The sequence below is a fragment of the Pseudomonas sp. LD120 genome (assembly GCF_009861525.1).
Taxonomy (GTDB): Bacteria; Pseudomonadota; Gammaproteobacteria; order Pseudomonadales; family Pseudomonadaceae; genus Aquipseudomonas.
On record NZ_WVHL01000002.1, the window covers coordinates 538932 to 554846 of the forward strand.

A 15915-nucleotide genomic window follows, 5' to 3' on the forward strand; every position below is an offset into this window, starting at 1 on the left:
GATGCGCGTAAGTACCCCGTACAACGGCCCCCACGGGGCCGTGATGCTGGACCCCGAGCACACCCGGTTCGCCCTGTGGGCGCCGGATGCGCGCGCGGTCAGCCTCGAACTTGGCGACAGCCAAGCACTGGCAATGCAGGCGCACGCCGATGGCTGGTTCGTGGTTCAAACACACTGCCCGGCGGGCACTCGTTACTGTTTCATGATCGACGGCCAGACCCGAGTGCCAGACCCCGCCTCCCGTGCTCAAGAGCATGACGTGCACGGCCCCAGCCTGGTGGTCGACCCCGGCGCCTACCCTTGGCAACACCGGCAATGGCGCGGGCGCCCCTGGCACCAAGCGGTGATCTACGAGCTGCACGTGGGGGTCATGGGAGGCTACCTGGCGGTGCAAGAGGCCCTGCCCGCCCTGGTGGAACTGGGGGTGACGGCCATTGAGCTGATGCCCCTGGCGGACTTTCCCGGGGAGCGCAATTGGGGCTACGACGGGGTCCTGCCCTACGCCCCGGAAGCCTCCTACGGTACTCCCGAGCAACTCAAGGCCCTGATCGACGCCGCTCACGGCCTGGGGCTGGCGGTGATCCTGGACGTGGTCTACAACCACTTCGGCCCCGACGGCAATTACCTGCATTGCTACGCCAAAAGCTTCTTTCGCGACGACTTGCACACCCCCTGGGGCGCAGCGATCGACTTTCGCCGCCGCCCGGTACGCGACTTCTTTATCGACAACGCACTGATGTGGTTGCTGGAGTACCGCTTCGACGGCTTGCGCCTGGACGCGGTGCATGCCATTGACGACCCGGACTTCCTCATCGAGCTGGCCCAGCGGGTGCGCCAGGCGCTACCGGCGGAGCGTCAGGTGTGGCTTAACCTGGAAAACGAACTCAACCAGGCCAGCCTGCTGCAACAAGGCTTCGATGCTCAGTGGAACGACGACGGACACAACGCCCTGCATGTGCTGCTGACCGGCGAGACCGACGCCTACTACGCCGACTTCGCCGAGCAGCCCACCTTGCAACTGGCCCGCTGCCTGAGCCAGGGCTTTGCCTTTCAAGGGCATGCCAATCGCCATGGCGAGGCACGCGGTGAAGCCAGCGGCCACCTGCCTCCCAGCGCTTTCGTGCTGTTTTTGCAGAACCACGACCAGATCGGCAACCGCGCCTTTGGCGAGCGCCTCAATCAACTAGCACCGACCCAGGCCCTGCATGCAGCCACAGTGCTGCTGTTGCTGTCGCCGATGATTCCACTGTTGTTCATGGGCGATGAAGTGGCGGCGCAAGAACCGTTCCTGTTCTTCACCAGTCACCACGACGCACTGGCCGATGCCGTGCGCGAGGGGCGCCGCAATGAATTCGCCGCGTTCCGCGCCTTTGCCGACGCCGACCAACGCCAGCGCATCCCCGACCCCAACGCCCCCTCGACCTTCCAGGCCTCGCGCCCACAACCGCAGTCCAAGCAGGCCGCAGCCACCCGCGCGCTGTACCGCGGCCTGCTGCGCATTCGCCACCGCCAACTGGTCCCCCGTCTGCCGGGGGCCCAGGCCTTGCAAGCCCAGGTCCTGGCCGAGGGCGCCCTCTGTGCCCATTGGCAACTGGGGGACGGCAGCCTGCTGCGCATTGACCTCAACCTCAGCCCGCACCGGGTCGACCTGCTGCCCGAGGCCACCGAGCAACTGTGGTTCGAGTATCCGCCACACACTTTGGAACACTGGCGCGAAGGCTGGCTGCCCGCCTTCAGCGCGCTGGTGCAACTGATCGCCAAGACCACCCCGAGCGCCCCTGATGGAGAACGCCTATGAGCGATGCGCAACTGGAACTACTCGCCAACCGCGCGGGCCTGGCTGTGGACTGGATCGATGCCAACGGCCGCGGGCAAAAGGTCGAGGCACGGGTGTTGCGGGCCGTGCTGGCGGGCCTGGGTCATCCGGCCGACAACGACCTGCAAATCGCCGACAGCTTGAAACAACTGCAGCAGTCGCAACACAGCCGACACCTGCCGCCGCTGCTGACCGTCGACGTTGGCCAGGGCCTGGACCTGGCGCGTTACTTCGCCCCGCACAGCCCCTGCGTACTGCTACTCGAAGACGGCGCTGAGCTGGCGCTCCAGCTCGATGCACAGAGCGTGCTGCCAGGGCAGATCCCGGTGGGCTACCACAAGGTGGCAATCCACCACGAACACTTCACCCTTGCCGTGGCCCCTGAGCATTGCTACAGCGTGGCCGACGCCGTGGATCAGCCAACCCCGCGTGCCTGGGGCCTGAGCGTGCAGCTCTACAGCCTGCGCCGCGCCGGCGATGGTGGCTTCGGTGACACCCAGGCCCTGGAAGATCTGGCCCGCACCGCCGCCGAACGTGGCGCCGACGCCCTGGCCATCAGCCCACTGCACGCCATGTTCAGCTGCGATCCGCAACGCTACAGCCCCTATTCACCCTCCAGCCGGCTGTTTCTCAACAGCCTGTATGCCGCTCCCGGTGCGATCCTCGGCGAACGTGCCTGGCGCAGCGCCATCGAAGCCTGCGGCCTGGGTGAGCATTTACAGGAACTGGAGCAGCACCCGCTGATCGACTGGACCCAGGTAGCCCTGGCCAAGCAACAGGTACTGCGTGCCTTGTATGAAGGCTTTTGCCACGGCGACCATCCCTTGCATCAGGATTTTGCCAGCTACCGCCAGAGTGCCGGCCAAGCCCTGGAAAACCACTGCCGCTTCGAAGCCATCCTGGCCCAGCGCACCACCCGTGGCGAAGACCTCGACTGGCGGCACTGGCCGGAACCCTGGCGCAACCCGCAAAGCCCGGCTCTGGCCCGCTTCGCCGAAGAGCAGGCCCATGAAATCGGCTTTCATGCCTTCTGCCAGTGGCTGATCGCCCGCTGCCTGGAGCGCGCGCAAAGCGCGGCCCACAGTGGTGGCATGGGGATCGGCCTGATCGCCGACCTGGCGGTGGGCGCCGACGGTGCTGGCAGTCAGGCCTGGAGCCGCCAGGACCAGCTGTTGCCGGCCCTGACCGTGGGCGCGCCGCCCGATATCCTCAATCACCAGGGCCAGGGCTGGGGCATTGCCGCGTTCTCCCCCGAGGGCTTGCAGCGTCACGGCTTCAGCGCCTTCATCGAAATGCTGCGGGCCAACTTCGCCCATGCCGGTGGCTTGCGTATCGACCATGTCATGGGCCTGCAGCGGCTGTGGGTGATTCCCCTGGGAGCGCCGCCCTGCGAAGGCGCCTACCTTGAATACCCGGTGGACGATCTGCTGCGCCTGCTGACCCTGGAGTCCCATCGCCACCAAGCCATCGTCCTCGGCGAAGACCTGGGCACGGTGCCCGACGGCCTGCGGGAGAAACTCGCCGCCCGGCGCATCCTCGGCATGCGCGTCTTGTTGTTCGAACAAGACCACGGCTGCCACTTCAAACCCATCCTCGACTGGCCGGACGACGCCCTGGCCACCACCAGCACTCACGATCTGCCCACCCTCAACGGCTGGTGGCAGGGCCGCGACATTGACTGGAACCTGCGCCTGGGCCTGGTCGACGAACACGGCGCGCGGCAGTGGCGCGAGCATCGCCAGCGCGAGCGCAACGGCCTGCGCCACGCCTTGGCCCAAGACCCGCAGAATTTCCGCGAGCCATGCGATGAGGCCGATCAGGTGGTAGACGCCAGCGTGCGTTTTCTCGGTCATACCCGTGCGCCGCTGTGCTGCTGCCCGTGGAAGATGCCCTGGGCATCGACGAGCAGGCCAACCTGCCCGGCACCCTAGACAGCCACCCCAACTGGCGCCGCCGCCTGACTACCGCGAGCCAGCGCTTGCTCGACGACAGCGATGCCGCCCGGCGCCTGGAGCTGCTGGCCTGCGCCCGGCAACAAGCCCTTGAGCGTGACCGATGAGCCTGCACTGCGCTGCACTGCTGCGCGCCACCTTGCGCCTGCAATTTCACCAAGGCTTCACCCTCGATCAGGCGGTGCCCCTGGTGCCTTACTTCGCCCGACTCGGCATCAGCCATGTCTACGCCTCGCCGCTGCTGTGCGCCCGGCCCGGCTCGCTGCACGGTTATGACGTGGTCGATCCGACCCGGGTCAACCCGGAGCTGGGCGGCGAAGCGGCCCTGCGGCGCCTGGTGGCGGCCCTGCGGCAGCATGACATGGGGCTGATCCTCGACATCGTGTCCAACCACATGGCAGTGGGTGGCGCTGACAATCCCTGGTGGCTGGACCTGCTGCGCTGGGGGCGCCTGAGTCCTTATGGGGCGTTTTTCGATATCCAGTGGCACTCGCCAGACCCCTTGATGGAAGGCCAGTTGCTGCTGCCGTTTCTCGGTTGCGACTACGGCGTGGCGCTACAGGAGGGCCGCCTGAAGCTGCAACTGGACAACGACCTCAGCGGCTTTCATGTCAGCCACTACGAGCATTGCTTTCCCATCTGCCCCAGTGACTATGCAGAGTTGCTGCGGCCGGAGACCGCGCTGGACGCCACGGCAACCACCGCACTGAAACACCTGGCCGATGGCTTTGCCGCCCTGCGCTTCAACAGCGAGGCCCATGCCCAGGCCCAGCCGCTGCAGCAAGCCCTGGCGCAACTGCTGCAACAGCCGTCGGTGCGCCAAGCCGTCGAAGCGCACCTGCACGGCTATGATTCGCGCCAGCCCGCCGGCTTTGCCCGCCTGCACGCGTTGCTGGAACAACAGAGCTACCGCCTGGCCAGTTGGCGCACCGCCGCCGATGACATCAACTGGCGGCGCTTCTTCGACGTCAATGAACTGGGCGGGTTGCGGGTCGAGCGACCGGCGGTGTTCGAGGCCACTCACGCCAAGATCTTCCAGTTGATCGAAGAACACCTGGTGGATGGCCTGCGCATCGACCACATCGACGGCCTCGCCGACCCACGAGGCTATTGCCGCAAGCTGCGGCGTCGGGTCGACCGCCTGCGGCCCGGCCAGCACCTGCCAATTTTCGTCGAAAAGATCCTCGGCGACGGTGAGACCCTGCCCCGGGACTGGGGCGTGGACGGCAGCACCGGCTACGAATTCATGAACCAGCTATCGCTGTTGCAACAGGCGCCCGCCGGCCAGCCGCTGCTGGCGGCGCTGTGGAGCCAGCACAGCCAGCGCACCGCCGATTTCAGCGAAGAAGCGCTGCTGGCGCGCCAGCAGATGCTCAACGGCTCCCTGGCCGGCGACTTTGAAAGCGTGGCCCAGGCCCTGTTGCAAGTGGCGCGACTGGACTTGATGAGCCGCGACCTGACCCTGGGCGCCATCCGCCGCGCCCTGCAAGCGCTGATCGTGCACTTTGCGGTGTACCGCACCTACGTCAGCGCCAGCGGCCGTGGCCCGCAAGATCAGCGGTTCTTCCTGCAGGCCCTGGAGGGAGCCCGAGGCCGCTTGAGCGAGGCCGATTGGCCGGTGCTCGATTACCTTGAACGCTGGCTCGGCGGCCAAGGTTGGCGCCAACAGCCACCGGGGCGTGGCCGCAAGCTACTGCGTCATGCCTGCGTGCGCTTTCAGCAACTGACCTCGCCTGCCGCCGCCAAAGCCGTGGAAGACACCGCGTTCTACCGCAGCGCGGTGCTCCTGGCACGCAACGACGTGGGCTTCAACACCGAGTGCTTCAGTGCCCCGGTAGCAGCCTTTCACAGCGCCTGCGAGCAACGTCTGAGGGATTTTCCCGACAACCTGCTGGCCACTGCCACCCACGACCACAAACGGGGCGAAGACAGCCGCGCACGCTTGGCGGTGCTCAGCGAGCGCGCGCCATGGTACGTCGAGCAGGTGCACCACTGGCGAGCGCTGGCAACACCCTTGCGCCAAAGCCCGGAGGCACCTTCGGCAGGCGATGAACTGATCCTCTACCAGACCTTGCTGGGCAGTTGGCCCCTGGCGCTGGAGACCGAGGATCAAGCGGCCCTGGAACGCTACGCGCAACGGATCGGACAATGGCAGCTCAAGGCCCTGCGCGAAGCCAAGTTACAAAGCAGTTGGGCAGCGCCGAATCTTCAATACGAGCAAGCGGTGCAGGCCTTTGTCGAGGCCCTGCTGTGCTCGCCCCAAGGCCTGGCCTTACGCCAGTCGATCGCGGCGGCGGCCAACGCCATCGCCCCGGCCGGCGCCCTCAACGGCCTGGCGCAAACGCTGCTGCGCATGACCGTGCCCGGCGTGCCGGACCTGTACCAGGGCAACGAGTTCTGGGACCTGAGCCTGGTGGACCCGGACAACCGCCGCCCCGTGGACTACCCCGCCCGGCAACGTTCGCTGGACAGCCTGCGCACCCCGCGCGAATGGCTTGCGCAGTGGCGTGACGGCGCGCTCAAGCAGGGCCTGATCACCCGTACCCTGGGGCTGCGCCGCCAGTACCCGGAACTGTTTCGCCGGGGCCGTTACCTGCGTTTGCCGGTGGTCGGCGAGCAAGCCGGCCGGGTGGTGGCGTTCATGCGCGAGCACCTGCAGCAACGGGCCCTGGTGATTGTGCCGATTCACGTTGCGCACTGGCTGAAAGACAGCCCACAGCCGCGGTTCGATGCGCGGTTGTGGGGCGATACCCGGGTGCAATTGCCCTTCGCCGATTCGGGCCGCAACCTGAATGGGCTTTTTTCCACCGGGGCCATCTCCCCCCAAAAGGAGTTGCTGATCAGTGCCGTATTGCAAGACTTTCCACTCAACCTTTTGATCCAACATTGAGTTCAGTCCAGGAGCATTGCGATGAGTACCGACGACAAACGCATTCGTGAATTCGCCTATCAGATCTGGGAATCGGAAGGTAAGCCCGACGGTCAGGAGGCGCGACACTGGGACATGGCGCGCAAGCTCGCCGAAGCCGAGGCCCTGGCGCCCAGCAAAGCGCCCAAGGTCGCCAAGGCCAAGCCCGCCGCCAAGCCCAAGGCCAAATCGAGCGCCGCCGTAGTGGTGCCACCGGGCGAGAAGCCGCAACCCACGAAGAAACCCCGAGCCCCGCGCAAGCCGCCAACCATCTGAGCGCGCTTCGCACTGACCCCGTGGCGCGCCCCTGCGCCACAGAGGCGGCGCACGCCCCGACATGGCCCTCGGCGTGCCCGCAGATTTTCTTGCAGGAGCAACCATGAGCAACCCCAAGCAGCCCCCAGCGCCCACACACCAAAGCGAACCCTCACGGATCCGTGAGGGCCTGCCCTTTCCTCTCGGCGCCACCTGGGACGGCCTGGGCGTCAACTTCGCCCTGTTCTCGGCCAACGCCACCAAGGTCGAACTCTGTGTGTTCGACGACACCGGGGACATTGAAGTCGAACGCATCGAACTGCCGGAATACACCGACGAGATCTTCCACGGCTACCTGCCCGATGCCCACCCGGGGCTGATCTACGGCTACCGGGTGTACGGGCCCTACGACCCGGCCAACGGCCACCGCTTCAACCCCAATAAACTGTTGATCGACCCGTATGCCAAACAGTTGGTGGGGCAATTGAAATGGTCCGAGGCGCTGTTCGGCTACACCATCGGCCACCCCGACGCCGACCTCAGCTTCGACGAGCGCGACAGCGCGCCTTTCGTGCCCAAATGCAAAGTCATCGACCCCGCCCACACCTGGGGCCACGATCAGCGCGTCAGCGTGCCCTGGGACAAAACCATCATCTACGAGACCCACGTGCGCGGTTTCACCATGCGCCACCCCGCGGTGCCGGAAAACCTACGGGGCTCCTTCGCCGGGCTGATGGTGGACGACGTGCTGGAGCACATCCGCAAACTCGGGGTGTCCTCGGTTGAGCTGCTGCCGATCCATGCCTTTGTCAACGACCAGCACCTGCTGCACAAGGGCATGACCAACTACTGGGGCTACAACAGCATCGCCTTCTTCGCCCCGGACCCGCGCTACCTGGCCAGCGGCAAGATCGCCGAATTCAAGGAAATGGTCGCGCACCTGCACGAGGCTGGGCTGGAGGTGCTATTGGACGTGGTCTACAACCACACCGCCGAAGGCAACGAGCAAGGCCCGACCCTGTCCATGCGCGGTATCGACAACGCCTCCTACTACCGCCTGATGCCCGACGACAAGCGCTTCTACATCAACGATTCCGGCACTGGCAACACCCTGGACCTGAGCCATCCCTGCGTGCTGCAGATGGTCACCGACTCCCTGCGCTACTGGGCCACGGAAATGCACGTGGACGGGTTCCGCTTCGACCTGGCGACCATTCTCGGGCGTTACCACGACGGTTTCGACGAGCGCCACAGCTTCCTCGTGGCCTGCCGCCAAGACCCAGTGCTGCGCCAGGTAAAAATGATCGCCGAACCCTGGGATTGTGGCCCCGGCGGCTATCAGGTGGGCAACTTCCCACCGGGCTGGGTGGAGTGGAACGACCGCTTCCGCGACACCGTGCGGGCCTTCTGGAAAGGCGATGACGGCCAACTGGCAGACTTTGCCGGGCGCATGACCGCCTCTGGCGAAATGTTCAACCAGCGCGGCCGGCGACCCTACGCCTCAGTCAACTTTGTCACCGCCCACGACGGTTTCACCCTGCACGATCTGGTGTCCTACAACGACAAGCACAACCAGGCCAACGACGAAGACAACCAGGACGGCAGCAATCACAACCTGTCCTGGAACCACGGTGTCGAAGGCCCCAGCGACGACCCCGAGATCAACGCCCTGCGCCTGCGCCAGATGCGCAATTTCTTCGCTACCCTGCTGCTGGCCCAAGGCACGCCGATGATGGTGGCCGGCGACGAGTTCGCCCGCACCCAGCACGGCAACAACAATGCTTACTGCCAGGACAGCGAGATCGGCTGGGTCAACTGGCACCTGGATGCCGACGGCAAGTCGCTGCTCAAGTTCGTCAAACGCCTGATCAAGCTGCGCCTGAGCTACCCGATCCTGCGCCGCGGACGCTTTCTGGTGGGCAACTACAACGAGGACATCGGGGTCAAGGACGTCACCTGGCTGGCCCCGGACGGCAGCGAGATGACCACCGAACACTGGCAGGACGCCCACGGCCGCTGTTTGGGCATGCTCCTCGATGGCCGAGCCCAGGAGACCGGTATCCGCCGTCCCGGGGCCGACGCCACCGTGTTGCTGGTGGTCAACGCGCACCACGACATCGTCAATTTCTGCCTGCCGCAGGTCCCCGCCGGGGAGTTCTGGACCTGCATGCTCGACACCAATCAGCCGGCGGTGCGGGGCCAGGAACGCTTTGCCTTCGGCCACCCCTACTCGGTGACCGGCCGCTCGCTACTGTTCTTCGAGCTGCAGCATGAGGAAGACGACTGAAGACGTTGCGCCACCGCCGTTCGGTAACTAGGCGTTCGTCAGAAGGGCCGGCCGCGCAGGAATTTGCGTCTAACCTTAAGCAAGGATCGCAATCGACAGATTGACCTGTGTCTCTGTGTAGGAGGCGTCGGGCTGGTTATGATTGCGCTGCATGACGGCGTTCCAGGGTTCTGGAGCACCGGTACTACGCGCTGAGGCAGGAGCCATGGAGTCAGCGTGCGTGCGAACACAGGGCTGCGTTGACTTGCCTTCGCCCGCAGCCCGGGAACAGGGATGTGACACCTCATGAAAGCCATATCTGTAACAGACAACCGCTGGCCCAGTCAGATCTGGAACAGCGCCCACCGGCTGGCCGACGTTCCGGCCATCGGCCTCGCCAACCTGGTTCCGCCCGGTGCCCGAGCCGTGATCGTTTCCCCCCACCCCGGTGACGAAGTGATCGCCAACGGCGGCCTGCTGCAAGTGCTTGCGCATCACGGCCACCCCTTGCAATTGATTTCCATCAGCGACGGCAGCGCCAGCCACCCTGGTTCGCAGGTATGGCCCAAGCGCCGCCTGAGTGTCTTTCGGCCCCAGGAAAGCGCCGAGGCCCTGCGCCGCCTGGGGTTGCCGCTGCACAGCCTGAAATGGATCCGCGGCGGCTTTACCGACAGTGCCCTGGCCGAGCGCGAACAGCAATTGTTGCCCTTCATCACCCGCTACCTGCGCCCCGACGATGTGGTGTTCAGCACCTGGCGCCACGACGGCAACCCCGATCACGAAGCCGTGGGCCGCGCCACCGCCAAGGCCGCCGCCGCCGCCGGCGCGCAGTTTCATGAAGTGCCGATCTGGGCCTGGCACTGGGCGCCCCGCGAAGAGCACCAGATCCCCTGGGAGCGGGCGCGCAAGCTGCGCCTGGACACCTGGACCGTGGCCCGCAAGCGCCATGCCGCCCACGCCTATGCCAGCCAATTGCAGGGCGAACCGGAAATCGGCCTCGAACCTTCGTTGTCCCCGGTGTTGCTTGAGCGGCTGCGCATGCCTTACGAAATCATCCTGATGTAGGCCGCTCGGGACGCAGGATCAGCACCGCCAGCGGCGGCAGGTTGAGCACCAGAGACTGCAACTGGCCATGGCTGATCTGCTCTTCGCTGAAAGCCTCGCCGCCGTTGCCGTAGTTGGAGCCGGCGTACAACTGTGAATCACTGTTGAGCAGTTCGCTCCAGCGTCCCGCCACCGGCACGCCGACGCGATACGCCGGCCGCGGCACCGGGGTGAAGTTGGCCACCACCAGCAACGGCTCGCCGCACTGGCTCCAGCGCAACCAGGCATACACGCTGTTGATCGCATCATCACCAATCAACCACTGAAAGCCCTGGGGCACGTCGTCCTGGTCATGCAGCGCGGGAAACTCGCGGTACAGCCGGTTGAGGTCCGCCACCAGTTGCTGCACGCCCCGGTGCTCGGGGTATTGCAGCAGGTACCAGTCCAGTTGCTGGTCGTGGTTCCACTCGCGCCACTGGCCGAACTCACACCCCATGAACAGCAGCTTCTTGCCCGGATGGGTCCACATGAAACTCAGGTAGGCCCGCAGGTTGGCGAATTTCTGCCAGCGGTCGCCGGGCATCTTGTCGATCAGCGAATGCTTGCCGTGCACCACTTCGTCGTGGGAGATCGGCAAGATGAAACGCTCGGACCAGGCGTACATCAGGCCGAAGCTCAGTTCGTTGTGATGATGGGCGCGGTACATCGGGTCCTGCTGAATGTAATGCAGGGAGTCGTGCATCCAGCCCATGTTCCATTTATAGGCGAAGCCCAGGCCGCCCTGGTCAGTGGGCTGGCTGACGCCGGGCCAGGCAGTGGATTCTTCGGCGATCACCAGCGCGCCAGGGACCTCCAGGGACACTACGTCGTTGAGGTGACGCAAAAAATCGATGGCTTCCAGGTTTTCGCGACCGCCATGGCGGTTCGGCACCCACTCGCCGGCCTTGCGCGAATAGTCGCGGTAGAGCATCGAGGCCACCGCATCCACCCGCAGACCGTCGACATGGAAATGCTTGAGCCAGTGCAACGCCGAAGCCAACATGAAACCGTGGACCTCGGTGCGCCCGAGGTTGTAAATCAAGGTGTCCCAATCCTGATGAAAGCCCTCCAACGGATTGCCGTATTCATACAGCGCGGTGCCATCGAAGTGCGCCAGGCCGTGGGCGTCGGTAGGGAAATGCGCCGGCACCCAGTCGAGGATCACGCCGATCTCGGCCTGGTGACAGGCGTCGACAAAGGCGGCAAAGTCCCGCGGCGTGCCGTAGCGGGCGCTGGGGGCGAACTGCGAGAGCGGCTGGTAGCCCCAAGAACCGCCGAACGGGTGCTCCATGATCGGCATCAGCTCGATATGGGTGAAGCCCAGATCCTTGACGTAAGGAATCACCCGCTGCGTCAGCTCGGCCCAGCTGTACTGCCGGGCCACCTCACCCAGGTCATCCACTTCGCACTGCCAGGAGCCGACATGCAGCTCATAGATGGCTAACGGTGCATCCACCCGCTGGCGTTCGCCACGGGCCTGCATCCACGACGCGTCCTGCCAGGTAAACCGCAGTGGCTCGGCGACCTTGGACGCAGTGTCCGGCGGCAATTGCGTGGCCAGGGCCATGGGGTCGGCCTTGAGCGGCAGAATGCCCTGGGGCCCGAGAATTTCGTATTTGTAGGCTTCGCCGGCTTGCAAACGCGGAATGAACAACTCCCAGACCCCGGACGGATGACGCAGACGCATGGGGTGGCGACGCCCGTCCCAGACGTTGAAATCCCCGACCACCGACACCCGCCGGGCGTTCGGCGCCCAAACCGCGAAGCGCACGCCCTCGATGGCGTCCACCGTGGTCAACTGGGCGCCCAGGCAAGCGCTGAGGTCGCGGTGGTTGCCTTCGGCGAACAGGTACAGGTCCATCTCGCCCAGCAGCGGCCCGAAGCTGTAGGGGTCTTCACTGATCTGCTCGTCCCCGGCCCATTGAATACGCAATACGTAGGGCTGGGTCGTAGGGAAATGCCCGACGAACAAACCCGGCGCCGCGCTGGCCTGAAGGCTGCCGAACGGCTGTTGCTGGCTTCGATCGAGCACTTGCACGCTCAGGGCGCCAGGTAAAAAGGCACGAATGAATTGCCCGCCAGCACCATCTGCATGGGGCCCGAGGACGGCAAAAGGGTCACGATGTTCGGCCCGTACCAAGGCCTCGATGGCCTGTGCCGAAGGGAGCAATGCCGGTTGGTTCTTTCCCTGTTCCTTGTTCGAGACACTCATCACTGCTCTCCACCACGCTCGCGATCGGAAAAGGGTTCCAGTTCACTCAACAGCCCGACCAGGCCGTGCAACGGCACGTGCAACCAGGCCGGCCGGTTTTCCGCTTCATAGGCCAACTCATAGGCGGCCTTCTCCAGACTGAACAGGGCCACAGCGGCCTGCGCCGCCGTCGGGTGCCGCCAGCCATGGGCAAGGTTAGCTGTCGCCAGCTGATACGCCTGGACAAATGTCTGTCGCGCTTCTTCGAGGTAGCGCCTGACCACTCGCCGGCGAGCCACCTCGGCGCTGTGCGAGCCATCCACCACCGACGTTTCAAGGGCCATGGCCGCGGCGTAATCGAAAGAACGCAGCACCCCGCAGACATCTTTGTAAGGGCTATGCTTGCCCCGCCGTTCGGCCAGCGGCCGCGCCGGCTCGCCCTCGAAGTCGATCAAGTAGGCATCGCCCTTGATCACCAGCACCTGGCCCAGGTGCAAGTCGCCATGCACGCGGATACGCAAACCGCCCACCAGCTGTTCGGCCAGCTGCTGGATGTAACCGAGGATCTGCACCTTGTGCTGCAACAATCGCTTGACCTGCTGTTGATCGCCGGGGCTGAGCTCGCTCTGGCGTTGCTTGAGCCGTTGCAACCCGCGTTCCAGTTGCTCGGCCACCTGACGATTCCAGGCCTGGGTGTCCTTGACACTGCTGACCTGGGGGGCGAAATCCGGGTTGTCGCTGGGGGCCGCCAGCAGCATGTGCATGTCGCCCAGGCGCCGTCCCAGCAGCGCGGCAAAATCCTTGAGCTCGCCGAGGGCGTTGTAGTGTTGATCCTGTTCGGACATGGCATCGGCCTGTTCATCGCGGATCGCCCGTTCCAGGTTGTTCTGAGTCCATTCCCAGGCATTGCCCTGATTGCTCAGGTAGCCCTGGGCGATCATCAGCAGATGATCCTCGCCGTGCTCATCGCGGCGCGTCACCGAGCCCAGCAGCGGAGCGATGTGGGCAAAGCCGGCAGCGGTCAGGAAAGCCCCCATTTCCAGTTCTGGGTGAATGCCCCCCGCCACTTTGCGAATCAGCTTGAGCACCAGGCTGGCGCCGACCACCACGGAGCTGTTGGATTGCTCCGCCGACAGGTAGCGCACCTCCGACTCGCCGTGCAGGCCCAGTTCAGCCAAACGCTCGCTGCCCGCAAAACGGAGCTGGCCTTCGCTGCTGTCCACGCAGGTCTGTGCCTGCAAGGCCAGCAGTACGTTGCGCACGAAGCTGTCGAGGGCGAAGGCGTCGGTGATCAGCCCCACCTGACGTCCGCGGCGCACCCGGGCCATGGCCAGTTGCTGGGGCAAGGCGGCGCTGATCTGATCTTCAGCGAGCAGGCCGAACGGCAATTGATAACAGTGCTTTTGCCCCTCGCTGGAGACTTCGATTTCGCTCAGCAGTACCGGATGCTGCGGATCACCGAAGCGCACCCCGTAGACGATACGAGCGTGCTCGATGGCGCAGTCCTTGCCGGCAAACCAGCGCCGCTTGGGCAGCCAGTTGGGCAGGACGTTGTGCTCCAAGGTGGTGCGCGACGGCGCTTCGAGCAATTCTTCGAGGCGCTTTTTCAGCACCAGGGTGGTGAAGTCCGGCAGGGCCTGGGCCGGCTCGACATGCCAACTGGGCATCTGGTTTTCCGCCGCCAGAACAAACCAGTAGAAGCCGTAAGGCGCCAGGGTCAGGAGAAAATGCAACTGGCCAATAGGCGGAAAGGCGTTACCGCCGAGCATCTCTACCGGCACCATGCCGGCGAACGCCGACAGGTCCAGCTCCGCCGCCTGGGCGCTGCGTGACACATTAGCCACACAGAGAATGATTTCCTGCTTGCCATCGGGCGCGGTGTATTCCCGGGTATAGGCCAGAATCCGCCGATTGCTCGGCGACAGCATCTTCAAACTGCCCCGGCCAAAGGCCTTGGACTGCTTGCGCACCGCCAGCATGCGCCGGGTCCAGTTGAGCAACGAATGAGGATCGCCGGCCTGGGTCTCGACGTTGACCGACTGATAACCGTAGAGCGGGTCCATGATCGGCGGTAGCACCAGGCTCGCCGGGTCGGCCCGGGAAAAGCCGCCGTTACGGTCGATGGACCACTGCATTGGCGTGCGCACGCCATCGCGGTCCCCCAGGTAGATGTTGTCACCCATGCCGATTTCGTCGCCGTAGTACAGCGTCGGCGTGCCCGGCATCGACAGCAGCAGGCTGTTGAGCAGTTCGATGCGGCGGCGGTCACGCTCCATCAACGGCGCCAGGCGGCGGCGAATCCCCAGGTTGATCCGCGCGCGCCGGTCGGCGGCGTAGTAGTTCCACAGGTAGTCACGTTCCTTGTCGGTGACCATCTCCAGGGTCAGCTCATCGTGGTTACGCAAGAAGATCGCCCACTGGCAGTTGGCGGGAATTTCCGGGGTCTGGCGGAGAATGTCGGTGATCGGGAAGCGGTCCTCCTGGGCCAGGGCCATGTACATGCGCGGCATCAGCGGAAAGTGAAAGGCCATGTGGCATTCGTCGCCGCTGTCGCCCTTGTGGCTCTGTCCAAAGTACAACTGAGTGTCTTCCGGCCATTGGTTGGCCTCGGCCAGGAGCATGCGATCGGGGTAGTGAGCGTCGATCTCGGCGCGGATCCGCTTGAGGACATCGTGGGTTTCGGGAAGGTTCTCGTTATTGGTGCCATCGCGCTCGATCAGGTAGGGAATGGCGTCCAGGCGCAGGCCATCGATGCCCATGTCGAGCCAATAGCGCATCACCGAAAGCACCGCTTTCATCACCTGGGGATTGTCGAAGTTGAGGTCCGGCTGATGGGAGTAGAAGCGGTGCCAGAAGTACTGGCCGGCCACCGGGTCCCAGGTCCAGTTGGACTTTTCAGTGTCGAGAAAGATGATCCGCGTGCCGGCGTATTTCTGCTCGTCGTCGGACCACACGTAAAAGTTGCGCGCCGCCGAACCCGGCTTGGCCTTGCGGGCCCGCTGAAACCAGGGGTGTTGATCGGAGGTGTGATTGATCACCAGTTCGGTGATCACCCGCAGCTCACGCTTGTGGGCCTCGGCGATGAAGCGCCGGGCATCGGCCAGGGTGCCGTAGTCCGGGCTGACCCCGCGGTACTCGGCAATGTCGTAGCCGTCATCGCGGCGCGGCGAGGGGTAGAACGGCAACAGCCAGATGGTGTTGACCCCCAGGTCCTTGATGTAGTCGAGCTTGGCGATCAGCCCGGGAAAATCGCCGATTCCGTCGTTGTTGGAATCGAAATAGGACTTCACATGCACCTGGTAAATCACCGCGTCCTTGTACCACAGCGGGTCCTTGATAAAGGTCGCTGAGCGGGGTTTCTTGGCCATGTCGACTCCTAAAAGAAAATGAATGATGCGGGGCCCGCTTGCCGGAACCCGCGACGACTATCGCCACCGCGTCTCG

Annotated in this window: 7 protein-coding genes and 1 pseudogene; 6 read left to right on the forward strand and 2 right to left on the reverse strand. The window is 64.7% G+C overall.

Annotated elements, in window-relative coordinates:
* Position 1: 1 nt before the first annotated feature.
* The 6 genes and pseudogenes from treZ to PLD_RS05475 all read left to right on the forward strand — a co-directional run bounded on the left by treZ (position 2) and on the right by PLD_RS05475 (position 10262).
* A complete protein-coding gene (gene treZ / locus PLD_RS05450; RefSeq protein ID WP_159890571.1) occupies positions 2–1798 on the forward strand; it encodes a malto-oligosyltrehalose trehalohydrolase in 1797 nt (598 codons plus the stop codon).
* Positions 1795–3875 (forward strand): annotated as a pseudogene (gene malQ, locus PLD_RS05455) (4-alpha-glucanotransferase). Before treZ ends, malQ begins: the two are co-directional and overlap by 4 nt.
* On the forward strand, positions 3872–6658 hold the full coding sequence (locus tag PLD_RS05460; protein ID WP_159890573.1) for a malto-oligosyltrehalose synthase: 2787 nt from the start codon (positions 3872–3874) through the stop codon (positions 6656–6658). Before malQ ends, PLD_RS05460 begins: the two are co-directional and overlap by 4 nt.
* A 21-nt stretch (positions 6659–6679) precedes the next feature.
* Positions 6680–6952 carry a DUF2934 domain-containing protein gene (locus tag PLD_RS05465; RefSeq protein WP_159890575.1) on the forward strand — a complete coding sequence of 91 codons (273 nt, stop codon included), beginning with the start codon at positions 6680–6682 and terminating at the stop codon, positions 6950–6952.
* 103 nt (positions 6953–7055) lie between these two features.
* On the forward strand, positions 7056–9218 hold the full coding sequence (gene glgX / locus PLD_RS05470; protein WP_159890577.1) for a glycogen debranching protein GlgX: 2163 nt from the start codon (positions 7056–7058) through the stop codon (positions 9216–9218).
* Positions 9219–9503: 285 nt separating this feature from the next.
* On the forward strand, positions 9504–10262 hold the full coding sequence (locus PLD_RS05475) for a PIG-L deacetylase family protein (protein WP_159890579.1): 759 nt from the start codon (positions 9504–9506) through the stop codon (positions 10260–10262).
* On the opposite strand, the gene glgB is transcribed toward PLD_RS05475, so the two are convergent.
* Positions 10249–12492: a 1,4-alpha-glucan branching protein GlgB gene (gene glgB, locus PLD_RS05480; RefSeq protein ID WP_159890581.1), complete on the reverse strand. Its 2244-nt coding sequence runs from the start codon at positions 12490–12492 to the stop codon at positions 10249–10251. The two genes, PLD_RS05475 and glgB, sit on opposite strands and share 14 nt — an antisense overlap.
* Complete coding sequence (gene treS, locus PLD_RS05485; RefSeq protein ID WP_159890583.1) at positions 12492–15839, reverse strand: maltose alpha-D-glucosyltransferase; 3348 nt, start codon at positions 15837–15839, stop codon at positions 12492–12494. The genes glgB and treS overlap by 1 nt, the downstream gene beginning before the upstream one ends.
* Positions 15840–15915 lie beyond the last annotated feature (76 nt).

Bases quoted from the DNA above. Each gene is read 5' to 3' on its own strand.
- treZ (WP_159890571.1), top strand. From the start codon at position 2: ATGCGCGTAAGTACCCCGTACAACGGCCCCCACGGGGCCGTGATGCTG.
- PLD_RS05460 (WP_159890573.1), top strand. From the start codon at position 3,872: ATGAGCCTGCACTGCGCTGCACTGCTGCGCGCCACCTTGCGCCTGCAA.
- PLD_RS05465 (WP_159890575.1), top strand. From the start codon at position 6,680: ATGAGTACCGACGACAAACGCATTCGTGAATTCGCCTATCAGATCTGG.
- glgX (WP_159890577.1), top strand. From the start codon at position 7,056: ATGAGCAACCCCAAGCAGCCCCCAGCGCCCACACACCAAAGCGAACCC.
- PLD_RS05475 (WP_159890579.1), top strand. From the start codon at position 9,504: ATGAAAGCCATATCTGTAACAGACAACCGCTGGCCCAGTCAGATCTGG.
- glgB (WP_159890581.1), bottom strand. From the start codon at position 12,492: ATGAGTGTCTCGAACAAGGAACAGGGAAAGAACCAACCGGCATTGCTC.
- treS (WP_159890583.1), bottom strand. From the start codon at position 15,839: ATGGCCAAGAAACCCCGCTCAGCGACCTTTATCAAGGACCCGCTGTGG.